This is a genomic window from Arcobacter denitrificans (SeqCode) (assembly GCF_048571185.1).
GTDB lineage: Bacteria > Campylobacterota > Campylobacteria > Campylobacterales > Arcobacteraceae > Arcobacter > Arcobacter denitrificans.
Map to the genome: position 1 here is coordinate 84,213 of NZ_CP182350.1, position 22,478 is coordinate 106,690.

Here is a 22,478-nt window from a genome sequence, read left to right on the forward strand (position 1 = left end):
TACTCTTCTTTTATAAAAGGATTATAAATGGCAAAGAGAAAAGAGATAGTAGATTTTAGAAATAAAGATATAACTTATACTCTTGAGGGGATAAAATATAAGGTACTCTCTTTAAATAAAGCTAATATGAATGTGGAATTATCTTGTTTTGAGAAGGAGAAATTGACACAAAATAAAACCCTACCCTTTGCTCATCTTCCAAAAGCTATCAAATCTTTAGTCAAGCCAAATAACTAAATCAATTATAATCTTTGATTTATTAAAGTGTTATAAAAAGTTTCATAAGATTTACTTATACTATTAAAACAGATATTACTAATAATATCTCCGATATTTCCAATATAGTACCTAGTGCATCACCATTGAGGAAACCTACATTTTTCTTTATAAACAAAGCAATAAAATATGAAAATACAAAAGCAAGAATTATAATTACTATAGCTTTAAAGCCAATAAGAAAAATATTTAATAAAGTAAAAATAATAATTGCACTAAAAAAGATATTTTTACTAAGTGATTCTTTTAATTGATTTACAAAAGTTGATTTAAACTCAAAGGTTTTTATTACAAATAAAAGCATTAACCTACTTATGATAATGATTGCAACAAACTCAAAAAGATAATCATTTATAAATAGATATACAATACCAGCGATTTTAAGAGTAAAAAAACCAAAAGCATACAAAACACCCATAGCTCCAATTGTTGGCTCTTTTATAACTTCATAAGCATCTTTTCCACTATGTTTTGCATAAATAGCATCAACTACATCTATGATGGCTTCTGTATGGATAAATCCATAAAGTATCATATAAAGCACAGCACAAATAATAGCACCAAACCAAGATAAGTCAGCTAAAAAATGATATAAAACAAGAGTAATAAAACCAAGAATTAATCCAAGTAAAGGAAGTGAAAAAAGCATAAAAGACAAAATCTCTTTTTTTGATAAGTCATCTTCTTCTTTAAACTTTACAGGAAGTATTGTAAAGTAACTAAGGGCGAATTTAAATCCTAAAATAAAATTATTCATTTATATTTTCCAATATTTTATTTACATCAAGTCTTTCTTTCATATTTGAAATAAAGCTATCTATTGTATCTTTTTTATATGCTTTAAAATCAAACTCTTTATAGTCATTATTTATAGCTTTAAATAAGCTAGTTCTGATATTGTCATTATCAAAAATAGCATGGATAAAAGTCCCTTTTATATTACTCTTTTCATAAAAGATTGGATACTTTTTTGAAATACCATGATGTATCTCAAAACCTTCAATTTTACAATCAAAGATTTCATAACTAGCTTTTTTAAGAACTTTCTCTTTTTCGAAAACTATTTCATCATCTATAAAGCTAAAGCCCTCTTCTGTACAAGCTATACTATTTTCTAAAGCAAACTTATCATCAAGAGAGTTAAACATCATCTCATAGCCACCACAAAGCCCTAAAATAGTTTTTTGATACTCTTCTACTCTTTCAAACAAACCATTTGATTTAAGCCATTGTAGGTCTTTTATCACTAGTTTTGAGCCAGGTAAAATTATCATATCAAATTTATCAAGAGAGATACTACTTTCTATAAACTCTAAGTTTATATTACCATCAGCAATCAAAGGCTCAAAATCGTTATAATTGCTCATATAAGGATAAGAAATAACTCCTACTCTTATGATGCTATCTTTACTATTTTGAGCATAGTTTTTCAAACTTTGAGAATCCTCAAAACCAAGATTAAAAGGTATATAAGGAAGCACTCCAAGAACTGGTATTTTAAAATCATTTTCTATGATTTTTATACCCTCATCAAATAAAGATAAATCCCCACGGAACTTATTTACAATCACCCCTATTACATTTTTTTGTAACTCTTTTGGAAGAAGATTATAAACTCCATAAATAGAAGCAAAAACTCCGCCCTTTTCTATATCTGCAACTAGTATGATTTTTGTATTGTATTTTGTAGCGATGTAAATATTTGCTAAATCTTTATCCATAAGATTTAGCTCAACAGGACTTCCAGCACCCTCACAAACTACACAATCATACTTTTCATCAAGATACTCAAAACATCTATTTACAGCTGGTTTTAAAAGGTCTAAATCTTTATAATAAGATAAAACATCTTTAGAAGCTAATACTTTTCCTTCAACTACAACAGAAGCATTTGAACCCTGCCCTGATTTTAAAAGTACAGGATTGAGATGATAAGAAGTAGAAACGTCTAAAACTTTTGCTTGAAAATATTGAGCAACACCAATCTCACTTCCATCATCACAAACATAAGCGTTGTTTGATACATTTTGTGCTTTAAAAGGAGCTACAGATATTCCTAAGTCTTGTAATATTTTTCCTATTACAAAGGTTATAGTTGATTTTCCAGAATCACTACTTGTACCAAAGATTGAGATATTTTTCATATTTTCCTATTTATTTCATAATTGATTTAATATTTTCTTGAATAATATTTTTACCATTTAAAGCTATTTTCTCGAACTCTTTTGTTTGGGGTTCTATTTTTTCTCATCAAGTTTATTTAAAGATCTATTTAAAACTTCTAAATCATCAAATATTATAAATCTTGAAAAAATAAGTCTTTCAATAATACTTTTATCAAAAGATATAGCCATAGCAATATCAAAAATATCCCTTGTAAGATTGTCTTGCTTTCTGTATTTTATTTTTTTGGCGATTATATCTTCTATTGATTCATAGAAGAGTTCATAATCCATATCTAGTATTGTATTTTTTATAGGTTTATTTATGATTGATTCGTTTAGTAAAAAGTCAACTTTTATATCATCTTTTGTTTTAAGTTGTATATGATGGGTCATGCCATCAAATCTATACTCATTGTTATCAAATATTTTTGTTTCATCTATGTACCACTTTGGATTTAAGAAATCAAAAAGCTGAGATTCTGTTATAAATATATCTATATCAAAAGATTTTCTATGATTAAAATGAAACATAGCCAAGGCTGTTCCTCCACCAAATACCCACCAGTTTTTTATGCTAGATTGCTTTTCAATAGGAGCTAATAATTCATAATAAACACTATTTAATGTATTTATTTGCTGTTCAAAATTATTTAAGTAGCCATTCATACTGTGAAATCACCTTTGTATTGTATTGATTTGTGTAGTATTCATAAAGTTTTTTTAGATTTGATTTATCAATATCATAAACTTCACAGTACTTAATAACATCATCATAACTTACCTCTTGAAAAAGAGTAGTAATAGCATATTGATATTTTATATCCGTAGTTGCTGTTGAAAAAATCGTATATAAATCATCTAAATCATAATGCAATCGCTTATCACTTATTGAGTTGTTTATGGATGATAAAATCCATTTTGCAGTAGATATTTTTTTCTCTTCTTGAAAGAGCTCATTATAAGGTTTTATAAAATCATATTCTTCTTTATTTAAAGACAAATCATATTCAACTTGCTTCATCAATATAAACTCAGGTTTTAAGCCAAAAAACTTAGCAAACTTTTTGGCTGTATGAATAGTAAAACCTCTTTTCTTTTGATAGAGTTCACTTATTGTTTTTTTACCTATTTGTAAAACTTCACAAAGTTTATCTTGAGTTATTTTATTTGGTTCTATATATTTTTCTTTTAAAAAGTCTATTGGTGCTAACATCTTATTATCCTATTATGATAACTTTTATCTAAATTATATTATCGTAATATGATAATATTGTCAATATTTATACAAAAAACTATTTCAACCTCAAAGCAAGTCCAAGTTTCACTTCATAAACTTCATCACAAATACTTGCTAGCTTTTGTCCGATAATTCCGCTTATGTCTACATATTTACGGCTTACTTTTTCAAAAGGGATTACTCCACTACTTACATCATTTAGTACAAAAACTATATTTGCATTTGTTGAAGCTAGTTTTTCTATCTCTTGCAAGAGTTCAGATTCGTCTTTTTCAAGTCCATTTAAAAGCCACATGGAGATACAATCTATCAAATAAGTGTTATCATCTTTGATGACCTTTGATAAATCAAATTTTTCTTCTATGGTTTCAAATTTTTCTTTTCTTTGATTTTGGTGTTTTAAAACCCTATTTTGCATCTCTTCATCACCGTAGCCATTATCATAAGTAGCTATATAGTATGGTTTTTTATTTTTTGAGAGTTCTATAGTTTTTGCTTCTGCCAGTTTGCTTTTACCTGATTTTTGTCCACCAAAATATAATATCTTCATCATAATCCTAAAAAGTTTTTGATACCAGTAAATACAATTTGTGCAGCAAGTGCTGATAAAAATAGCCCTGTAATTTTTGAGATTACAAGAAGTCCTTGTTTACCAATGATACTCTCAATGATACTTGAAGAGTAAAGCATGACTCCTATTACTAAAACAGCACTAATTAGAGCTAAACATCCCATAATCATTGATGATGTACTATCAAATGTTGCACCCATTACAAGTAAGATACCAATAGTGCCTGGTCCTATTGTAACAGGAATTGCTAAAGGGACAACTGCTAGTTGTGAGATATCTTTGTCTCCGACTTTTCCAGTATCTTTATTTCCTTTTATTAGCTCAACAGCTGATAAAAACAGTAATGCCCCTGCACCTATTCTAAAAGCATCAAGAGTTATACCAAAGACAGCAAATATATGTTTACCAAAAAATAGTAAAACTAAACTCATAATCACAACTGAAATTGTAACTTTTATAGCTAATGACTTTTTCTCTCTTGCTGTTGAATCATTGGTCACAGTTAAAAAAACAGACAACACAAAAAATGGTGTCATGATAAAAAACATTTTTAAAAATGTTGCTATAAAAATATCCATAATATTATCCTAAAAAGTTCTCAACTTGTTTTGTTATTTCTTCTTTTGATAAGCCATTTAGTGCTCCATACATAAGAGCACCACCTGCACCAACACCCTCTTTTGCTTCACCCTCATCATATAATTTAAGTGCAGGATGTGAAGATAAAGAAAAATCAAAATCAACATAAAAAGCATCTATTTTAAAATCAAGTAGTTCTAAAAGTGCTTTTATATCACTATTTTTATCTTCATATACCCATTTTGTAGTGCATAATGATAAGTTTGAAGTGTCAAATTCTCCACCCATAGTTCTCAAAATAGAGTTTACTATTAGAAGTACTGATGCCATCTGTGTTCCACCAGCTAGGATTATTTTTGTTTTATTGTTTAAGCCTAAAATAAAGCCAGCATTGAATATCTGCATATTATCTGATACTCGTCCTAGTTTTGCGAATATGTCATCATCACTTCTTATGTGTTCTAAGGCATTTTTAATTGTTTCATCTCTTATACTTGAAGGGGCTGTTTTAAAAGAACTTGAAAAAAACTCTTTACACTCATAACCCAAAGCTTCACATGTTGCACGTGCTGTAGTAGTTCCACTTGGGACACTTTCTCCTAAGATTATATAATTATCTTTGCACTCATAAGTTTGTCCAAAAGCTAAACCTTTTTGGAAGATATCCAAGGCATCTATTTTGGCATCAAGGGCTATGGATTTAGATGGTGATATTCCAAATGAGTGTGTTTTAGAATACTCAACTTGTGGAGATACTTCAAGTCCTAAATCAAGAAGTTCTATATTAGAATATGGATTTAAAAGATGAACAGCTCTAGTTATAAGGGCAGGAGTAGGAACTCCACTTGGTGTTGTGGCTATCTCACCTAAACTTCTTAGTTCTCCTGTACATAAAAACTCACTGTCAAGGGTTGGAGTTAAGTGTATCTTTCCTGGGATACCAGCCTGTGTTATACCTGCTATGTTTACTGTTTGTGTATTACTAAGGCTTAACATAAAAGTAGCCTTTTTACCCCTTAAAAATTCTGCAAAATCAATCTTACCTATAATATTTTTTATCAAGTTTTTTCCTATATCAAATCTATAAATTTATTTTTAAAAATAATATTATCATAATCTCTATTAGTCAAATATCTTTTAACACAATAATAAAGTGAAGCATATCTTAAGTATGGGATAAACTTATCTAGTGTTATTGTGCTATTGTATGAGTTTAGAAGTGTTATTATCTCATCTTTATTACTGCACCATGACAGAGCAACCACTGCTAAATCAAAGTTAAAATCACCCTCGCAAGCATCACTAAAATCAAAGACACAAGTTAGTTTATCCTCACAAAAAGTTGCATTATCTAAAAAGAGATCTCCATGAATGACTCCATGATTTTCAAGCTCTATATTTAAAGAAGAAAACTCATCTTGGAACTCTTTGTTTTGGGTTTTATTTATCAGAAATTTTAATTCATTCTTACCAAAAGTAGAGAGATTATTGTGTTTTTTATTTTTTGTTATTTTATGAAAAGAGCTTAAAAACTCTCCTATTTGTCTTAAATGTGTCGATTTTACAAAATCAACTACACTCTCACCTTTTGCTTTAGAAAAAACAATACCTCTTTTCCCTTTTATTAAAACATCATCTTTTATGATTTTTGGAACGGTAAGATTGCTCACATAATTTAGAAGTTCAATTTCTGCATCAACATTAAATGGTGTAGTTTCATCTTCATATATTTTCAAAATATACTCATCATCTAAAATATACACAGTATGACTTTGCCCACTTTTTGTCTCTTCTAAAGTTTTTATATCCAAAAAAGGTTTTATATCTTTCTGTAAAAGTTTTGTTTTTACTCCCACTAGATTACCTTGATATCTTGCAGAGTTTTTCTTTTTTCCCACTCTAGGGTTAAAAGCTCTGGTTCATCTAAAAACTCACTTACATATCCAACTGTCAAATAAGCTATTAGTTTATGTTTTTTTTCTATATTTAAAATCTTTTTTACTCTTTTTGGTTTTAAAATACTCACCCAACCAACACCAATATTGTAAGCTCGTGCCATAAGCCAAAAGTTTTGAATAGCACAAACTACACTATACTCACCCATCTTTTTTTGAGATGTTTGTCCCAATATTTCCTTATCACTTTTTTCATATAAAACTGCGATATTTAGATATGATTCTTTTATACCTTCAAGTTTTAGTTTACTGTAGAGTTCTTTATCTTTAAAAATCTTTTTTGCTTTTTCATTCTCTTTTACAAAGTCTTGGTATATCTCGTCTCTTTTTTTACTGTTTTTTATTATTACAAATTTCCAAGGCTGAGAAAAACCTACTGATGGTGCATTTGAAGCAGCTTTTAATAGCTTGTCTAAGATTTCATCATCTATTTTTTTATCTAAAAACTTATTTCCTCTTACATCACGTCTAGCTTCTATAATATCTTCTAAACATGTAATATCATCTGATGAAAACTCTTTCATTAAACTTTTTTCCTCTTATTTGTTATATATAAATTTTATAGTACCATTGCATAAAAAGAGAACTTTTGAACTCAAACAATCAATTTAGTCATGGTGGAGATATCTTAACTTTTAGCAAAAAAATTGGCTCAAAACAAAAAGATATTATAGACCTATCTTCAAACATAAATTTTATAAAACTAAATATAAAAACAGACCTAAATAAACTAGATATTTCAAACTATCCAACATATGAAAAATTATATAAAATAATAGCAAAAAAATATAGTGTAAAAGCTGATGAAATAGAACTTTTCAACGGTGGAAGTAGTGCTATTTTTTCTTTTTTTAGATATCTTGATTTGAAGCATTGCACAATCTACTCTCCAGCATATTTAGAGTACAAAAAAGCAGCACAAACTTTTGGATATCAAATTGATTTGATAAATAGATTTTATGATATAAAAAAAGAAGTAAAAAAAGACTCTTTAGTAATCTTTGTAAATCCTTCAACTCCTGATGGAGCACATTATGAGTTAGATGAACTATTTAATTCATGGATTGAAAAAAACTGTACTATTTTTATAGATGAAAGCTTCTTGGATTTCACAGATAAAAAATCAATGATAGATAGACTAAAAACCTATAAAAAACTCTATATATTAAAATCTATGACAAAAATATATAGTAGTGCAAGTATAAGAGTTGGTACTATAATTTCAACTTCAAAAAACATAAAAAAACTAAAAGAGAAAGAGCCTTTATGGAAAATCTCTCATTTTGATTCTATATATTTAGAAAATGCAATAAAAGATAAGAGCTTTATAAATAAAACAATCAAAATAACAAATAAAAATAAGCACTACACAATCAAGCACTTAGAAAAGTTTGACTTTATAAAAAAGATATATAAAAGTAAAGCAAACTATCTATTATTCGAACTCAAAAATTATAAAGCAAAAACATTTCAAAAAAAACTAATACCTTATAAAATCATGATAAGAGATTGTTCAAACTTTGATTTTCTAAATGATAGTTTTGTAAGGGTTGCCATAAAAGATAAAAAAGCCATGAAAAGCTTTATTGAAGCTTTGAAAAAAGAGTTTAAATAATGTATTTCACAACTGTTTTACTTGCTTATCTTATTGATTATATTTTTGCGGAGTTTGAGAAGGTAAAGTTTTTCAAACACCCTATTGTTTTTATGGGTGATTATATCAAATGGTTTGAGAAAAGTTTTTATCAAGACTCTGTTTCAAGGGGTTTTACTCTAACTATTTCTCTACTTAGTATAGTCTTTATAATCACATATTTTCTTAGTCTATTTGATAATATTTTAGTGCAAGGTTTTTTATGTTCATTTGCAATATCTTCTAAAATGCTTTATGATAGTGTAAAAGAAGTTGTTCATTCAAGTGATGCAAAACAAGCTATTTCTATGTTAGTGAGTAGAGATACAGAAAATATGAGTAATAGTGACATAAACAAAGCTGCAATTGAAACCTATGCTGAAAATCTAAATGATGGAGTAATTGCTCCTATATTTTATATTTTGTTTTTTGGACTTATGGGAGCATTTATTTATAAAGCAATAAATACTCTTGATTCTATGGTAGGTTATAGAAATAAAAAATATGAAAACTTTGGTAAGTTTTCAGCAAAACTTGATGATGTTGTAAATTATATACCATCACGAATAACAGCTGTTTTGATAGCTTTGTTTTTTAATTCTTTTAAGGCTTTAAATAACTTCTACTCATATGGTAAAAAACATGAAAGTCCAAATGCAGGTCATCCTATTTCAGCTATGGCATTAGCTTTAGAAATAAAACTTGGAGGGCCAACTTCTTATTTTGGTAAGATAAAAAAGAAGGCATATTTTGGTGAGGGAAGAGAAGAAATATTAAAAGAGGATATTTTAAAAGCACTTAATTTTAAATCAAAACTTGATTCACTACTTTTACTTATGGCAATAATCTTCTTTTTATTAGTTTAAAAATTAATCTTCTCTTCTTTTGTTTCTTTTTACCAACAAGTATACAAAAAATGGAGCTCCAATAAAGGCTGTAACTACACCAATTGGTAAGTTTGATGCTGTATTTAAATTTCTTGCAATAAGATCAGATGCTACTAAAAAAACTCCTCCATAAAAAAACACTGGAAAAATAAGTTTATCTGCACTTTTTTTATAAATAAGCTTTATTATATGTGGAATAACTAAACCTACAAAACCAATTGGTCCTACAAAACTTATACTTATTCCTACTGCTAAAGATATAACTATAAGCAAAAGAAGATTTAGCTTATGAACATTGAGCCCTTTTAAAAAAGCTGTATCATTTGAGATAAGTAAAAGTTTGATTTTAGCCCTATTTGAATAAATAACAAAATACATAATCAAACTTACTATTACTAAAATAATAACACTAGAAAATCCAACTGTATCTAAGCTTCCTAACGTAAATCTAACTATTGAGTAATTTTGTTCAAGATTACTCATATAAAAAACCAACATCAAAGCAGAAGAATAAAAATATGATAATGCAATACCTATGAGTAAAATAGAGTTTGTAGAGACTGCTATAGTGTTTTTATTTATATTTTTAGAAATAAAATATAAAATTGTAATAGTTAAAAGAGAGCCAAAAGCTGATGAAATAGACAGAATAACAGCAGGGAAAAAGACAATAGAAATAGCAGTAAAAAGTGTAGTTCCACTTGCTATTCCTAGGGTATATGGAGTAATAAGTGAGTTTTTAAATATTATTTGAAAAACCAAACCACCTAAAGCCAATATTCCACCCACAAAAAACGCCAATAAAACCCTAGAAACTCTTAAGTCCCAAAAAACTTGATAACTTATTGTAGTAGTATTAAATATATCATTAATATTTAATTTTATCTCTCCTAAAAATGGAGCTATAATTAAAATAATTATTGCTATTAAATAAAGTAGTTTTTTCATAGATTTACTACCAAATGTTCATTTACTTTTATGATTGAGTTGTTATAAAACCTTTTTAGATTTTCACTTGAAAAAAACTTCTCACTTTCACCATAAAATTCTATCTTGCCATCATTCATATATAAAATCTTGTATTTTAAAGCATAGGCTAAATCAAGATTGTGAGTTATGATAATTTTTTGTTTTAAAAAATCTGATTTAAAGATATCAAAAACCTCTTTTATTCTACTTATGTCTAAGTTTGCAGTTAGTTCATCAAAAATTGTAATATCAGCATTGTGCATGATACTAGAACCCAATAAAAGTAGTTGTTTCTCTCCTGAACTAAAAGTTATACAGTGTTTATTTTCTAGTCTTTTTAAGTTTAATAGCTCTATTGTCTTTTGAATTTTTTCATTATCCACATAATCTATACAAGAAAGCTCAAAAAACTCTCTTAAAGTAATATACTCATCAAATACCTCAAACTTTGGTGGTATATAGTTTATAAAAGAGGCTCTTTGTTTATCGCTTATATCTTTTATATTTTGATTAAATATTTTTACACTATTATTTTCTATTAGGTTAGATAAAACTTTTGCTAGAGTTGATTTACCGGCACCATTATGTCCCAATATTACAAGGTTTTCATCTTCTTTTAGAGTAAAAGTTATATCATTTAAAATTGAACTTGTGTAATTATTTATCTCTAACATTTTCTAATATCTTTTTAAAATCTTTTATAAAATAAACAACTCTATTACTAGGTATCCCTGCATAATCTTTATTTATCGCATAAATATTTTTATTTTTACTTGCATTTATAGGGAGGTTTTCCCATGCACCAATTACTTTTTTCAACTCTTCATCTTTGTATTCAAAAAAAGCAGCCAATAAAATAATAATATCAGGGTTCATCTTTATTATTTTTTCTGTATTTACAACAGGCTGAGCTTTACTTTTTGATTGAAAAGCATTTTTATTTCCACTAGCTTTTATAATATCTTCAAAATATAAATAATTTCCTGAGACAAAAATTTGATTTGAAAGTGTCTCTTTTGGACTTATTACTATTAAGATTTTCTTATTAATTGTAATATTTTCAACTGATAATAAAGCATTATCAATAGAATCACTTATCTCTTTTGCTTTTTGTTCTTTTTTAAAGTAATCACCCAGTTTATTTATTGTAAATTTTATATCATTTATACTATCTGTTTTAAAAACTAGAGTTTTTATATTTAGAGCTTCAAGATTCTTGAGTAGTTTTTCATCATAGTTTTGAGCAATTGTAACAGTTGGTTTAACTGCTAAAATTTTTTCTAAAGAAGTATTTGCATAACCACCTACTTTTTTTACCTTTTTAGACTCTTCAGGATAATCACAAAACTTTGTATTGGCAAGAACATTTTTTCCCATACCTAAGGCATATACAATCTCATTGACAGAAGGAGAGAGCGTAACAATACGCTCTTCTGCTAAAAGATTAGTAAAAATTAGTAATACAATTAATATAGCTTTTTTCATATTAGAATTTATAGTTCACTCCTAGATATGCACTTCGACCAGCTGTTGCATAACCATCAATTTTTTGATAGTATTTATTTGTAATATTATCAATTCTCACATATAGTTTTGTATTTTTATTTAGCTCATAATTAGCTACACTATTCCATAAAACATATCTACCTGTTTGTCTTCCAGCTTTATCAGCTGAATTATACCTAGTTCCAACATACTCATTATTTAAATTAATATGAAAATCTTTTATTCCATAATAATCAAATGATGTTTTTAATGTTTGAATAGGTCTTCTAGCTAAATACTTATCATCTTCATCTTTAGCACTCAATCTAGTATAATTAAAAGTGAATAAAGTATTTTCTTCTATTAACTTACTATACTCTAATTCAAACCCCTTAAAAATAGATTCTCCTTTTACATTTTGATATCCTCCTCCTGACCAATCAATTAAATTGTCAATTTTAGATTCAAAGAAACTTAAAGAAAAATCTTTATATTTAATACCTATATCAAAACTTTTTGTCTCTTCTGGCTCTAAATCTGGATTTGTTGTACCCCAAGGATTTAATTCTTTTACAATATTGGGTACATTGTATGCTGTTCCAATATTTGTTTTAAACTCTAAATCTTGGTTAAAACTATATTTTAATCCGACTTTTCCCGTGAATTTATTATCAAAATTATCATATCTATCATATCTTAAACTTTGAGTAAAAATAGTATTTGTAAATTTATTAGAATTTGTTAAATAAAGGTATTTATCTTTACTCTCTTTTTGATTTGTAGTGTTATCTGCTTTTATATAATTAACATCGTCAATACTTGAACCAATACCTACAATTAAAAAATCACTATTTAAATATTTGTATTCATCACTTAGTTCAATATTTTGTGTTTCACCAGAAAATTTTAGCACTCCTGATGTAGTTCCTATTTCATGTCTTTTAAACTTACTTAATTCATATTTTAGTTTTATATTTTGATTTTTTATTTCTTGTGAATATGAAGTACTATATATTGTTGTATCTATATCACTTTTCATTGTAGTATCGTTAGCTGAACTACTATCATACTCTACTAAACCATCAATATCTTTAATATCAAAAGTCAATTTACTATTATCTGTAATATACATATTAGTATTTAAAGACAATGTTCTATTTTCATATCCATCTTTTTCATAGTCTTTTACTCTATTACCGTATGTTAATTTGTTTGTAAAACCATCAGTTGTAATTTTATTTGCACTAAATTTTATATCAAACTTTTTTGTACCATGTGAAATAGTAGCACCATACTTTTTTGTATTATAACTTCCAAATTCTAAGTTTGCATTCCCGCTAGTTCCTAAAGTTGCTTTTTTTGTTATTATATTTATAACTCCTGCTGCAGCATCTGCACCCCAAACACCACTTTGTGCACCTTTTATCACTTCTATTCGTTCAATATCATTTATCATTAAATGGGATAGATTTGCACCACTTGTATTTGATGGGTCTTGATATCTAATACCATCAACCAATACTAAAATTCTTGAATTAGACATTCCTCTTAAATATATTGATGAAGTTGAACCTAAGCCTCCATTTGAAACTATTGATAAACCAGGAAAACTGTTTAATGCTTCATTTACACTTGTATAATGTCTCTCTTCAATCTCTTCTTTAGTAATAACTTCAACATTTGAAGTAACATCTTTTATTGATTGTTCTGATTTTGTAGCACTTACGACTGTGATTTCTGATAATTGTTGTGAATAAAGGTTTGATGTTGCTAATAGAAAGCTTGCAACTAAGCTTGTGGTTATTTTTTTGTTCATTTTTTATTTATCCTAATTTTATTTTATTTGTTGAATTTAGTTTTGCAGGTTTTAACTGTCTTGATATAAGTATATTTACTATTTTGGGTACTTGCGTAGATAATAATGTTTCAATCAGACTATTAATAGATGATGTTTTTCTATCAGCAGTTGCAGCTAACATTCCAAAAAGTGTGAAGTATTTTTTACTTTTACTAATCATTGATTCTCCTTTCTTTAGATTTTAATTCGCGTATTATATTCAAAAAAATATAAATGTTTTATTTCAAGCTAGATTAAAGCTATTTAAATACAATACGGCACTTTAAAGGAGATACTTTGACTTATAATGAATGGTTTGATAAACATGCCACTAGACATCAAAATATCATGGAAAAACTAAAAGACTTAAGTGATGAAGAAGTTATAAAATATTTTAGATTTGACAATATGGTTAAAAATGAACCTGACTTTTGTCCACTTTATAAAGACAATAAAAAATGTCATGATTATGAAGGGTTAAACTGCTATTTATGCGCCTGTCCTAATTTTAGATTTGATGATAATGGATTTAAAAAAGTAGAAGATAAAACTCTATACTCATACTGCAATATAGATAGTAAAGATGGTGCACAATATGAAGGTGATGACTATATTCACCAAAACTGTGCAGGATGTTTAGTTCCACATAAAGAGCCCTATATAAAAAAACACTTTTTAAGAGATTGGAAAGAGATTATGAAAGATGTGAGGTCTTAAAATAAAAAAGCCCTACTTCTGGTGTTTGAAGTAGGACTTATTAGGGTGGTACGTTATTCTTTTGTATAAAATAGTAGGAGAAATACAAAATCTGTAAGGAAATTGTAGCAATTGTGTGTTAATCAATTGTTAATTAAAAAATTTAATTTGGAGAATTTATGAAACTTATAATGTTTGATATGGATGGAACATTAATCAATAGTGGTAGCATGATTGCAAATACAATCAACTATGTTAGAGGAAACCTAGGCTTTGAACTTTTAGAAAAAAATATTATCCTAGAAAAAGTAAATGATCCAAATATCAGCTCATCAGAATTTTTTTATGGGACAAAACATTTTACTGAAGAACAAGGTAAACTTTTTGAAACCTACTACTATGAAAACTGTTTAACTGACTTGGAGATTTATGATGGCATAAAAGAGTTACTTGAAGATTTAAAAAGTGACTATATATTTACAGTTGCTACAAATGCCAACAGTGAATTTGCAAATAGAATGCTAAACCACTTAGAACTTGGAAATTATTTTAAAACAATTGTTGGATATAACGATGTTTTAAAACCAAAACCCCATCCAGAAATGGTTTATAAAATACTTGAAGATATTAATACTACAAAAGAGAAGTCCCTTTTAGTAGGAGATAGTCATAAAGATATTCAAGCAGCAAAAAGTGCAGGAGTTGATTCTATTTTAGTAAACTGGGGTTTTTCAAATCATAAAGAAAATGCAATTGAGACAATAAAAGAGTTAGAAGATAAAATATTTAAAAAGTTCAATTAACCCTTATAATTTTATAATCACCCTCTTTTAAATCCTCAACAGTATAGCCATCAAAGCTAACTCTATGAAGTTTCACAACTCTATTTCCAACAGCTGCAAACATTCTTTTTACTTGATGATATTTACCTTCAAATATCTCTAGCCTAACTTTTGTAGGTGATATTATTTCAAGTTTAGCAGGTAATAATGGCTTTTTTTCTCCATTTAAAAGAAGTTCTCCACTTGCAAATATATCTTCTTCATCACCTTTTAAAGGCACTTTCAAATCTACTTCATAAACTTTTGAAATATCTTTTTTAGGATTTGTCAATCTATGATTTAAAACTCCATCATCAGTTATTAGTATAGCACCAGTAGTATCCACATCAAGTCTACCTATCGTTGATATCTTTGGTTTCCTTTGGTTCCATCTTTGTGGGAGAAGAGAATAAATCAATACTCCAGCATCATTATGTGAACAAATCACACCAGCAGGTTTGTTTAAAAGAATTGTAAAGCTTTCTGGGTCAAGAATTTTTTCATTGATTTTAATTTCATCATGATATGCTTTTATAGATGGATTATATATTCTTTCTTTGTTTACAGTAAGTTCATTCATTTTTAAAAATTTCTTAGCATCACTTCTTGTACAATAACCCAAACTAGAAAGATGTGCATCAACTCTTTTATAACTATTTTTCATAAATGAATGATAACATTGTTTTTATTAATAAGCTTAGGTAAGTTTGTATTCTATGGGGACTTTTATTGTTATTTCTTTTTTTACTTTTGGAAATGTTTTTGATGCTTTTTCTATGGCCTTAAGCGCAGATTTGATTAATAATCGATGTCCTGAAACTCCTTTTAACTCTGTAATTTCACCATTTATTGAAATTTTAAATAAAATAAATACTTTACCTTGAATATTAAGCCTTTTTGCTCTTTTGGGATAAATAACATTTTTTTGGATGAGTTGTACTATTTTTTGTAAGTGGGCATCTAAAAACTCTTCTTTATAATTCTTAGAACTTTTTTTAATAACTTCTTGCTCTTTATTGTCTTCTTTAAGCTCTTTTTCTTTTTTCTCTTCTTTTGGCTTCTTTTCTACTTCTTTTTTTTCTATTACCTTTTCTTCTGTTACCTTTTTTTCTAATCTTTTTTTTAGAGGTTTAATTTTCTTTTTTTTCTTTATGGGTTTTGGTATAACTTTTTCTTCTTTTTTTTCTTCTTTTTTTATCTCTCGTTTTTTTTGTTCAATTAAAGAGATGTGGTTCATGGATATAACTTTCTCTTTTTTTAAAGTTTTGGGCTGGTTGATTTCTCTAAAACTAAGAAACAATATAAATAGTATTAAGATATAAATACAAATAGTTAAGAAAAATGAGTATATATATCGTTTTTGAGTCTGCATTTTATTTCTTTGTTACTATAGAAATATTTTCAAATTTATTTGATTTTAAAAGGTCTAATAGCAAAACAAAAGCCTCAAAATCCGCCTTTTTATCACATCTAATATAAATATGTGATAACTTATTTAACTTATTAATTTCAACTTTTAATGCTTCTAAAGAGATATGTAAATTATTTAAAAAAATAGAATTGTTTGATTTTATACTAATTATAGTTTCCTGTTCAACACTTAAGCTAGTTGCACTATTTGCCTGAGCAAGGGCAACTTTTATATCTCCTTTAGCAATGAATGTTGTAGTTAATAATACAATTGCAAGTAATACTAATAAAACATCAATAAATGGTATTACATTTATTGAGTTAAACTTCTGCAATTTCATCATATTTACTTTCAATCACTTCTGCATATCGAGCCAATATGTTATAAAACATTTGTGAGATAATTGCAACTACCAAGCCAACAGCAGTAGCTTTTAAAGCCAAGGCTAAAGAAGCCATGATTTTTGTAGCTTCTATATCACCAGAACTCATCGTCATAAATGTCAGCATAATAGCTAGTACTGTTCCAAGTAATCCAATATATGGTGCATTTGATGCAATTGTTCCTATAATAGAAAGATGTTTTGTTATAACTATTTCCAATGACTTTTTAGATTTATAGGAATCTACGTCTATCTTTTTATAAAAAAAGATTCTTTCAATAAAAAACCAAATAGATAAAAAACTCATAAACCCTAAAAGAGCTACCACACCATAATCAACTAAATTTTTTAATAATTCAATGTCCATTTTTTCTAACCTCTTTTTTTATCATCGAAGAATGATTGTGACCACTTTTTTTAGCTCCGTAGGTTTTAAATACATAGCCTGTATAAAAATTCAATCCTAAATATAGAATAATCAAAAATGATGCAAATGGCATTGCAATTATTTTTCTCAACTTTGTGCTCTTTAAAAGTTTTAATCGACCTATCATAATAACAAATGCCCAAATAATCGCAATGTATTTAAATAAGGTAAAAACATGTACCCATTTATCTCGTCTGCTTGCTAAGGGTTCAATGTATGCCATATCCAAATGAAAAGCTTGAATAAACGCATTAACAATTTGGGAAGCATATGAATAAAAAAAGAACTCTCCCATATGAGATAAACCACCAATAATAAACAATGGAGCAAAAGCATACCCTAAGGTATAAAAGGTTTTTTCATAACTTACTTTTAAAATTTTTGAAGCAATAAACATACCAATTATATTTAAAATAACTACTATAGCAACAGCATATAAAAAAGCAAACAACCCTATCATGTCAACTGTTCCAAAATTAAAAATAGATTCAAAATATCGTGCTGTTTTTGTCCAAAAAAAATCTTCTACAATAGCACTTCTTCCTAATGCATGATGAAAACTCATAGTAATAGAAATAGCGGCTGTAATAAGCAAATAAGCCCAAACTTCTGCTTTTGAGAATTTAAACTTTTTAAACATACTTTCAGATGGCTTCGTTATTTTAAAACTAACAGCTTCACAAGAATCACTACAATCCATACATAAGGTACAATCTGACATTGTATTTTGTTTATTAAAAGTAAAAGGCTTTAAATCATAAGTACAAGATTTAGCACATTCAAAAGTTTTACATGATTTACAAGACTCACTATACGTCGCTAGTTTTGTAAAAGACACTTTACTAAATGCTTTAGATACCAAACCTATAGGACAGATATATTTACAATAAGACATCTTTTCATAGACAAAAAAGAAAATACTAGCTACTAAAGTTAAAACTGCAAACATCATAGCAGTAGCATAAGGAGTTTTAAATAAAGAAGGATACATATAATATATAAGCCACCATCCTATAAACAAAATAAACAAACCTATAAAATAATTTGAAAATAGCTTTGGAAGTTTTTTATTTAAACCTATTTTTGTTAAATATTTTCCCATAAATCCATGGGGACAAATTCCACAAAAAATTCGTCCAAAAAAAGCTAATGTTATAACCATAAAAAATGGCCAAAATAGTCCCCAAAACAATCCTGTCGTAAAAACATTCTCTTTAGTTGGATTAATAAACCCAAACAATATTGCATAAACAAATAAAATTGCAATCATAACTTTTAAGACAAATATAAATCTTGCATTTTTAAATATAAATCCTATAAGAGGAAAACTATAAATATCATTTTTATCACGTTTTATATGATTTACCATAATGCTTTCCTAAAACCTATAGTTATAAGTAATCATTGCAGATTGTGGAGCTGCAGCTTTGTATGTTTTAACACCTGATGTATCTTTTTGTACTTGTGCGGCATAATGTTTATCAAATAAATTATTTATATTTAGTTGAATAGTATGATTCTTTTTTGTATATCCTAGCATCAGATCTGTTACAAAATCATAGCCAGCATACTTTTCAGTATTCGCATTATCCATGTAGTATGACCCACTACTTTTTGTCTCTATACGTGCTTTAAAACCATTATTTAAATTTAGAGTTGCAAATAAAGAATACCTATGTTGAGGAATATATGGTAAATAATTATTAGCTCTATCATTTGTACCCTCTTCCATGAAAGATTTAAATTTATAGTAAGAGTATGCATATGAAGCACCAAAAGATAATTCACTAGTTAAATTATAACTTCCTGTAAATTCTAAACCTCTTTTTTGAGTTTTTCCAGCATTTTGATAATAAGTGAGAAAGCCATCTTTTGTTGCAGTTACTTCATCACTAATATCATTTTGATATAGAGCTATATCATAAGAGTATTTAACATCTCTTGCTTTTAATCCAATTTCATAATTAACACTTGTAGTTTTATCTAAAGTACCTTTGTTATTTGTTTTATTAGCTTTTAATTCATTATCTGTTGGTGCTTGATTTGCACTTGCAAGTGAAGAGTATATGCTATGAGTATCACTTAAAGCATAACTAAATCCTATTTTAGGAGATATCAAAGTATATGATTCCTTTATATTATAAGCACCATCACCTGTATAGTATGTATTAGTAGAAGTAAAAGCACTTCCACCCCAATTGTATTTTAAGATTTCATTTCCTGATACATCAAAAGAGACCCTATCAACTCTTAATGATACATCAACTAAAGTATTTGCAGTAGGATTAAAACTCTCTTGAACATATGCTCCCAAAAGAGTTGCCGTAGAGTTTTCTGTATTGGCTAAATCTCCTTTTTCATTAGATAAAGTACTTGAAATAGTATAGTCCCTATTGGCAAAAGCACCCACGGTAGGTCCAGTGACTGAATAATCTTTATAAGTATATTTTTTAGCATCTCGTGTTCTATCTTGTTTTGCTGTTAAACCAAACACTAAAGTTGCATCTTCATTAAAAAGTTTATGGCTATAATTATTTTCTAAATCTGTACCTAAAACAATATTATTATCACTATCATTAATCATGGCTGTTACGGGGTGAAAGTGTTCCCAAGCATTGACATAAAAACGTGGTTTTATAGTTAAATTACCAAAATCTTTTTCAAACTTTGAATTAAAAAACAGGATTTTAGAGTCACGTGAGCTATGTTGCCATGCAGATGAAGTATTTCCCTGCTTGCCAGTAGATTGAAAAATATTAAACTCTGATTCAGTCATAGATGCTGGCAGGTCAACATTTGATTCTGTATAAGCTAGCTCACTCTCTAGTATTGATTCATCATCAAAGATATGACCATACTTCAAACCAAACTGAAGAGAATCTACTTTATTATTTTTTCGCCAATTATTTTCATTTTTAGTTGTGCTAAAGTTAACAGACATAAAATTACTTTCATCAATAGCTTTTGCATATTTTATATTTGATTGAGAAGAGTGCTCAGTTCCTAAACCTAATTTAATACGATTTTGATTATCTTCAAAGACAGATTTAGTGATTAATTGAACAACACCACCAGTTGCATTGGCAGCAGCAATTGAACCTGGACCCTTTTGAACTTCAACAGCTTTTACATCTTGCATATCAATATAATCAAATCGTGTAAAAGAATCAGGATCCGTCATAGGGACACCATCTTTTATCACCATTATCTCTCGTACTCCATATCGTGCTTTAAGACCAGCACCTCGAATAATTAACCTTGGACTTGAAGAGTTACTTGTATTTTCAGCAATAACGCCAGGGATACTATTAATTGCTTCAGAAGCAAAAATTATATTTTTATCTTCAATATCTTTCTCATCTACAACATCAATACTTTGTGTAACATCTTTTGTTGCTCTTTGAACTTTAGTTGCAGTAATTGATAATTTATCTAATGAGATTGTTTGAGAATAACAGTTAGCACTCAAAAGCACTAATAAAGTTGGCAATGAATAGTTTAATTTCATTCTTATCCTTAAGTTTTTTTAAGAATATTAAACGAAAAGTGTTAATTTAGTGTTAATTTTTATTTATAAGATATTTTTAAGATATTAGTTTTAAAAGATTTAATTTAATAAGTGTCCCATTTTCATTTGGTTCAATTTTGATTTCTATTAGGTTTTTATCACAAAACTCTTTTACAATATTTAAACCTAAACCAAAACCACTATTTTTAGGGTCTTCTTGAAAGTATTGTTCAAAGACAATAAAAAGGTTTTTTGTATCAATTTTCTTTCCTGTATTAAAAATAGTCAAAGTATTATTTGAAAAATCAATTTTAACTACACCATTTTCAATATTATATTTTATTGCATTGGATAAGAGGTTATCAATAACTTTTTGAAAACCATTTTTATCACTATTGATTACTATATTTTCTATACTGTTTTGTATTGAAACATCTCCTTTTATATCTTCGAACTTATCTATTGAGTTCTCAATTATTTCATCCAATAAGAACTCTTGCTTATCTATTTTGTCTATCTCTTTTTTGATTTCATATTCCATTTGATTATATAGATTTAAGAGCTCATTTGTAGCTAGTTTTATTCTATTTAGTCTCTTTTTGTTTTTTTCATCTTTAATATTTTTTTCTAACATTTGGGAATTTGCTTGAATTGTAGAGGCTGGAATATTTAGTTCATGAAGTGTCTCTTTTATTGTTTTTTGTAGGTTTTCATCACTTCTAAACAAAGGTTCATAAAGGGGTTTGCTTAAAAAAAAGTTTAAAACAACTGCAAGAATAATCAAAACTAATGTTATAGCTATAAAAGTTTCTTGATTAAACCCAAAGGTAGATACTAAATAATAATTTGCAACTAAAACCATAATTACTATAAAGGCAATTAAAATTGAGTTTGAAATTAAAAAATTCTTTCTTTTATTATTCAACTTTATATCCTACACCTTTTATATTTATAATTTTTTCATTTACAAATATCTTTTTTACGTGATTAATATATACTCTTATTGAACCTTCACTATAATCCTCTTGGGTGGACCATAATTTATCAACAATCATCTCTTTTGTAACTATTTTATCTTTGTTTTCCAAAAATAGTTCTAATAGTTCAACAACTTTTGTAGGTAACTTCATATCTTTATTATCTTTATAAACTCTCTTATCACTTGGATTAAAAACTAGATTTTCATCTAATACTATTTTTTCAGTCTGTTTTCCTGCTCTTTTTAAAAGAGATTTTATTCTTAAAATTAGTTCATCTAAATCAATTGGTTTTTTTAGATAATCATCAGCTCCATTTAAAAAGCCCTGTTCTAAGGTATCTTTATCTTTATATGAAGTTAAAAATATGGTTGGGGTATTGTCTCCTGATTCTCTTAAATCTTTTAGTAACTCTAATCCATTTATTTTTGGAACATTTATATCTAGTAAATATAAATCATAATTTATTTCATAGTTTAATTCTAATGCTTTTTCACCATCGTTTGCAATATCAACTACAAACCCCTCCTCATCTAAGAAGTCCTCTATAGTTTGTGCAAAGAGTTCATCATCTTCTAATAATAATATTCTCATCTTAAGTCTTTTTACAATATTTTTCCAAAATTCTACACTAAAACTTATAAAATAGTTGAATTTTTAAA

The 22,478-nt window shown here is 27.5% G+C and carries 27 protein-coding genes; 5 read left to right on the forward strand and 22 right to left on the reverse strand.

What is annotated here, in order from left to right; genetic code table 11:
* Window positions 1–27 precede the first annotated feature (27 nt).
* Window positions 28–237, forward strand: a complete 210-nt coding sequence (locus ACNI28_RS00445; protein ID WP_419764861.1) for a hypothetical protein — start codon at window positions 28–30, stop codon at window positions 235–237.
* Between the two features lie 55 nt (window positions 238–292).
* On the opposite strand, the gene ACNI28_RS00450 is transcribed toward ACNI28_RS00445, so the two are convergent.
* The 9 genes from ACNI28_RS00450 to bluB form a co-directional block, all read right to left on the reverse strand.
* Window positions 293–1,033, reverse strand: a complete 741-nt coding sequence (locus tag ACNI28_RS00450; protein WP_419764862.1) for an adenosylcobinamide-GDP ribazoletransferase — start codon at window positions 1,031–1,033, stop codon at window positions 293–295.
* Window positions 1,026–2,420: a cobyric acid synthase gene (locus tag ACNI28_RS00455; RefSeq protein WP_419764863.1), complete on the reverse strand. Its 1,395-nt coding sequence runs from the start codon at window positions 2,418–2,420 to the stop codon at window positions 1,026–1,028. The genes ACNI28_RS00450 and ACNI28_RS00455 overlap by 8 nt, the downstream gene beginning before the upstream one ends.
* A 93-nt stretch (window positions 2,421–2,513) precedes the next feature.
* On the reverse strand, window positions 2,514–3,107 hold the full coding sequence (locus ACNI28_RS00460) for a nucleotidyl transferase AbiEii/AbiGii toxin family protein (protein WP_419764864.1): 594 nt from the start codon (window positions 3,105–3,107) through the stop codon (window positions 2,514–2,516).
* Window positions 3,088–3,654, reverse strand: a complete 567-nt coding sequence (locus tag ACNI28_RS00465; RefSeq protein WP_419764866.1) for a helix-turn-helix transcriptional regulator — start codon at window positions 3,652–3,654, stop codon at window positions 3,088–3,090. The genes ACNI28_RS00460 and ACNI28_RS00465 overlap by 20 nt, the downstream gene beginning before the upstream one ends.
* A gap of 79 nt (window positions 3,655–3,733) precedes the next feature.
* Window positions 3,734–4,228, reverse strand: a complete 495-nt coding sequence (locus ACNI28_RS00470; protein WP_419764867.1) for a bifunctional adenosylcobinamide kinase/adenosylcobinamide-phosphate guanylyltransferase — start codon at window positions 4,226–4,228, stop codon at window positions 3,734–3,736.
* Window positions 4,228–4,827: a MarC family protein gene (locus tag ACNI28_RS00475; RefSeq protein WP_419764869.1), complete on the reverse strand. Its 600-nt coding sequence runs from the start codon at window positions 4,825–4,827 to the stop codon at window positions 4,228–4,230. The genes ACNI28_RS00470 and ACNI28_RS00475 overlap by 1 nt, the downstream gene beginning before the upstream one ends.
* 4 nt (window positions 4,828–4,831) lie before the next feature.
* On the reverse strand, window positions 4,832–5,890 hold the full coding sequence (locus tag ACNI28_RS00480; RefSeq protein ID WP_419764870.1) for a nicotinate-nucleotide--dimethylbenzimidazole phosphoribosyltransferase: 1,059 nt from the start codon (window positions 5,888–5,890) through the stop codon (window positions 4,832–4,834).
* 8 nt (window positions 5,891–5,898) lie between these two features.
* Entirely contained in the window at window positions 5,899–6,684 is a 786-nt protein-coding gene (locus ACNI28_RS00485; protein ID WP_419764871.1) for a phosphotransferase, read from the reverse strand.
* Complete coding sequence (gene bluB / locus ACNI28_RS00490) at window positions 6,684–7,307, reverse strand: 5,6-dimethylbenzimidazole synthase (RefSeq protein WP_419764872.1); 624 nt, start codon at window positions 7,305–7,307, stop codon at window positions 6,684–6,686. The genes ACNI28_RS00485 and bluB overlap by 1 nt, the downstream gene beginning before the upstream one ends.
* 65 nt (window positions 7,308–7,372) lie before the next feature.
* Between bluB and ACNI28_RS00495 the strand changes: the two genes are divergently transcribed.
* Window positions 7,373–8,398 carry an aminotransferase class I/II-fold pyridoxal phosphate-dependent enzyme gene (locus ACNI28_RS00495; protein WP_419764873.1) on the forward strand — a complete coding sequence of 342 codons (1,026 nt, stop codon included), beginning with the start codon at window positions 7,373–7,375 and terminating at the stop codon, window positions 8,396–8,398.
* Window positions 8,398–9,282, forward strand: coding sequence for an adenosylcobinamide-phosphate synthase CbiB (gene cbiB / locus ACNI28_RS00500; protein WP_419764874.1), 885 nt, complete (start codon window positions 8,398–8,400; stop codon window positions 9,280–9,282). The genes ACNI28_RS00495 and cbiB overlap by 1 nt, the downstream gene beginning before the upstream one ends.
* A 3-nt stretch (window positions 9,283–9,285) precedes the next feature.
* On the opposite strand, the gene ACNI28_RS00505 is transcribed toward cbiB, so the two are convergent.
* Genes ACNI28_RS00505 through ACNI28_RS00525 form a run of 5 tightly spaced genes read right to left on the reverse strand, consistent with a single transcriptional unit; the run spans window position 9,286 to window position 13,775 of the window.
* On the reverse strand, window positions 9,286–10,251 hold the full coding sequence (locus ACNI28_RS00505; RefSeq protein WP_419764875.1) for a FecCD family ABC transporter permease: 966 nt from the start codon (window positions 10,249–10,251) through the stop codon (window positions 9,286–9,288).
* Window positions 10,248–10,946, reverse strand: coding sequence for an ATP-binding cassette domain-containing protein (locus ACNI28_RS00510; RefSeq protein ID WP_419764876.1), 699 nt, complete (start codon window positions 10,944–10,946; stop codon window positions 10,248–10,250). The genes ACNI28_RS00505 and ACNI28_RS00510 overlap by 4 nt, the downstream gene beginning before the upstream one ends.
* Window positions 10,930–11,757 carry an ABC transporter substrate-binding protein gene (locus ACNI28_RS00515; RefSeq protein WP_419764877.1) on the reverse strand — a complete coding sequence of 276 codons (828 nt, stop codon included), beginning with the start codon at window positions 11,755–11,757 and terminating at the stop codon, window positions 10,930–10,932. Before ACNI28_RS00515 ends, ACNI28_RS00510 begins: the two co-directional genes overlap by 17 nt.
* 1 nt (window position 11,758) lies before the next feature.
* Window positions 11,759–13,573 (reverse strand): TonB-dependent receptor plug domain-containing protein, encoded by a 1,815-nt coding sequence (locus ACNI28_RS00520; protein WP_419764878.1) that lies wholly within the window; start codon window positions 13,571–13,573, stop codon window positions 11,759–11,761.
* 7 nt (window positions 13,574–13,580) lie between these two features.
* On the reverse strand, window positions 13,581–13,775 hold the full coding sequence (locus ACNI28_RS00525) for a hypothetical protein (protein WP_419764879.1): 195 nt from the start codon (window positions 13,773–13,775) through the stop codon (window positions 13,581–13,583).
* Window positions 13,776–13,891: 116 nt separating this feature from the next.
* Between ACNI28_RS00525 and ACNI28_RS00530 the strand changes: the two genes are divergently transcribed.
* Window positions 13,892–14,311: a hypothetical protein gene (locus tag ACNI28_RS00530; RefSeq protein WP_419764880.1), complete on the forward strand. Its 420-nt coding sequence runs from the start codon at window positions 13,892–13,894 to the stop codon at window positions 14,309–14,311.
* Between the two features lie 158 nt (window positions 14,312–14,469).
* Window positions 14,470–15,093 (forward strand): HAD family hydrolase, encoded by a 624-nt coding sequence (locus ACNI28_RS00535; RefSeq protein WP_419764881.1) that lies wholly within the window; start codon window positions 14,470–14,472, stop codon window positions 15,091–15,093.
* On the opposite strand, the gene ACNI28_RS00540 is transcribed toward ACNI28_RS00535, so the two are convergent.
* The 8 genes from ACNI28_RS00540 to ACNI28_RS00575 all read right to left on the reverse strand — a co-directional run bounded on the left by ACNI28_RS00540 (window position 15,086) and on the right by ACNI28_RS00575 (window position 22,410).
* Window positions 15,086–15,775, reverse strand: coding sequence for a pseudouridine synthase (locus tag ACNI28_RS00540; RefSeq protein ID WP_419764882.1), 690 nt, complete (start codon window positions 15,773–15,775; stop codon window positions 15,086–15,088). The genes ACNI28_RS00535 and ACNI28_RS00540 overlap by 8 nt on opposite strands.
* A 33-nt stretch (window positions 15,776–15,808) precedes the next feature.
* Window positions 15,809–16,348 (reverse strand): energy transducer TonB, encoded by a 540-nt coding sequence (locus tag ACNI28_RS00545; RefSeq protein ID WP_419764883.1) that lies wholly within the window; start codon window positions 16,346–16,348, stop codon window positions 15,809–15,811.
* A gap of 136 nt (window positions 16,349–16,484) precedes the next feature.
* Window positions 16,485–16,862: a biopolymer transporter ExbD gene (locus tag ACNI28_RS00550; protein WP_419764884.1), complete on the reverse strand. Its 378-nt coding sequence runs from the start codon at window positions 16,860–16,862 to the stop codon at window positions 16,485–16,487.
* Window positions 16,843–17,271 (reverse strand): TonB-system energizer ExbB, encoded by a 429-nt coding sequence (gene exbB / locus ACNI28_RS00555; protein WP_419764885.1) that lies wholly within the window; start codon window positions 17,269–17,271, stop codon window positions 16,843–16,845. The genes ACNI28_RS00550 and exbB overlap by 20 nt, the downstream gene beginning before the upstream one ends.
* The gene (locus ACNI28_RS00560) at window positions 17,261–18,700 is read right to left on the reverse strand and encodes a 4Fe-4S binding protein (RefSeq protein WP_419764887.1); all 1,440 of its coding nucleotides are present in this window, start codon (window positions 18,698–18,700) and stop codon (window positions 17,261–17,263) included. Before ACNI28_RS00560 ends, exbB begins: the two co-directional genes overlap by 11 nt.
* A gap of 9 nt (window positions 18,701–18,709) precedes the next feature.
* Window positions 18,710–20,839, reverse strand: a complete 2,130-nt coding sequence (locus tag ACNI28_RS00565) for a TonB-dependent receptor (RefSeq protein ID WP_419764888.1) — start codon at window positions 20,837–20,839, stop codon at window positions 18,710–18,712.
* Window positions 20,840–20,915: 76 nt separating this feature from the next.
* Window positions 20,916–21,764 carry an ATP-binding protein gene (locus ACNI28_RS00570; RefSeq protein ID WP_419764889.1) on the reverse strand — a complete coding sequence of 283 codons (849 nt, stop codon included), beginning with the start codon at window positions 21,762–21,764 and terminating at the stop codon, window positions 20,916–20,918.
* Window positions 21,757–22,410 carry a response regulator transcription factor gene (locus tag ACNI28_RS00575; protein ID WP_419764891.1) on the reverse strand — a complete coding sequence of 218 codons (654 nt, stop codon included), beginning with the start codon at window positions 22,408–22,410 and terminating at the stop codon, window positions 21,757–21,759. Before ACNI28_RS00575 ends, ACNI28_RS00570 begins: the two co-directional genes overlap by 8 nt.
* Between the last annotated feature and the right edge of the window lie 68 nt (window positions 22,411–22,478).

Excerpts from the sequence above, each read along its gene's own strand:
- ACNI28_RS00515 (WP_419764877.1), bottom strand. The coding sequence starts at position 11,757 with ATGAAAAAAGCTATATTAATTGTATTACTAATTTTTACTAATCTTTTA.
- ACNI28_RS00535 (WP_419764881.1), top strand. The coding sequence starts at position 14,470 with ATGAAACTTATAATGTTTGATATGGATGGAACATTAATCAATAGTGGT.
- ACNI28_RS00450 (WP_419764862.1), bottom strand. The coding sequence starts at position 1,033 with ATGAATAATTTTATTTTAGGATTTAAATTCGCCCTTAGTTACTTTACA.
- ACNI28_RS00465 (WP_419764866.1), bottom strand. The coding sequence starts at position 3,654 with ATGTTAGCACCAATAGACTTTTTAAAAGAAAAATATATAGAACCAAAT.
- ACNI28_RS00475 (WP_419764869.1), bottom strand. The coding sequence starts at position 4,827 with ATGGATATTTTTATAGCAACATTTTTAAAAATGTTTTTTATCATGACA.
- ACNI28_RS00550 (WP_419764884.1), bottom strand. The coding sequence starts at position 16,862 with ATGAAATTGCAGAAGTTTAACTCAATAAATGTAATACCATTTATTGAT.
- ACNI28_RS00540 (WP_419764882.1), bottom strand. The coding sequence starts at position 15,775 with ATGAAAAATAGTTATAAAAGAGTTGATGCACATCTTTCTAGTTTGGGT.
- cbiB (WP_419764874.1), top strand. The coding sequence starts at position 8,398 with ATGTATTTCACAACTGTTTTACTTGCTTATCTTATTGATTATATTTTT.
- bluB (WP_419764872.1), bottom strand. The coding sequence starts at position 7,307 with ATGAAAGAGTTTTCATCAGATGATATTACATGTTTAGAAGATATTATA.
- ACNI28_RS00445 (WP_419764861.1), top strand. The coding sequence starts at position 28 with ATGGCAAAGAGAAAAGAGATAGTAGATTTTAGAAATAAAGATATAACT.
- ACNI28_RS00520 (WP_419764878.1), bottom strand. The coding sequence starts at position 13,573 with ATGAACAAAAAAATAACCACAAGCTTAGTTGCAAGCTTTCTATTAGCA.
- exbB (WP_419764885.1), bottom strand. The coding sequence starts at position 17,271 with ATGGACATTGAATTATTAAAAAATTTAGTTGATTATGGTGTGGTAGCT.
- ACNI28_RS00560 (WP_419764887.1), bottom strand. The coding sequence starts at position 18,700 with ATGGTAAATCATATAAAACGTGATAAAAATGATATTTATAGTTTTCCT.
- ACNI28_RS00505 (WP_419764875.1), bottom strand. The coding sequence starts at position 10,251 with ATGAAAAAACTACTTTATTTAATAGCAATAATTATTTTAATTATAGCT.
- ACNI28_RS00510 (WP_419764876.1), bottom strand. The coding sequence starts at position 10,946 with ATGTTAGAGATAAATAATTACACAAGTTCAATTTTAAATGATATAACT.
- ACNI28_RS00470 (WP_419764867.1), bottom strand. The coding sequence starts at position 4,228 with ATGAAGATATTATATTTTGGTGGACAAAAATCAGGTAAAAGCAAACTG.
- ACNI28_RS00525 (WP_419764879.1), bottom strand. The coding sequence starts at position 13,775 with ATGATTAGTAAAAGTAAAAAATACTTCACACTTTTTGGAATGTTAGCT.
- ACNI28_RS00545 (WP_419764883.1), bottom strand. The coding sequence starts at position 16,348 with ATGAACCACATCTCTTTAATTGAACAAAAAAAACGAGAGATAAAAAAA.
- ACNI28_RS00460 (WP_419764864.1), bottom strand. The coding sequence starts at position 3,107 with ATGAATGGCTACTTAAATAATTTTGAACAGCAAATAAATACATTAAAT.
- ACNI28_RS00565 (WP_419764888.1), bottom strand. The coding sequence starts at position 20,839 with ATGAAATTAAACTATTCATTGCCAACTTTATTAGTGCTTTTGAGTGCT.
- ACNI28_RS00455 (WP_419764863.1), bottom strand. The coding sequence starts at position 2,420 with ATGAAAAATATCTCAATCTTTGGTACAAGTAGTGATTCTGGAAAATCA.
- ACNI28_RS00575 (WP_419764891.1), bottom strand. The coding sequence starts at position 22,410 with ATGAGAATATTATTATTAGAAGATGATGAACTCTTTGCACAAACTATA.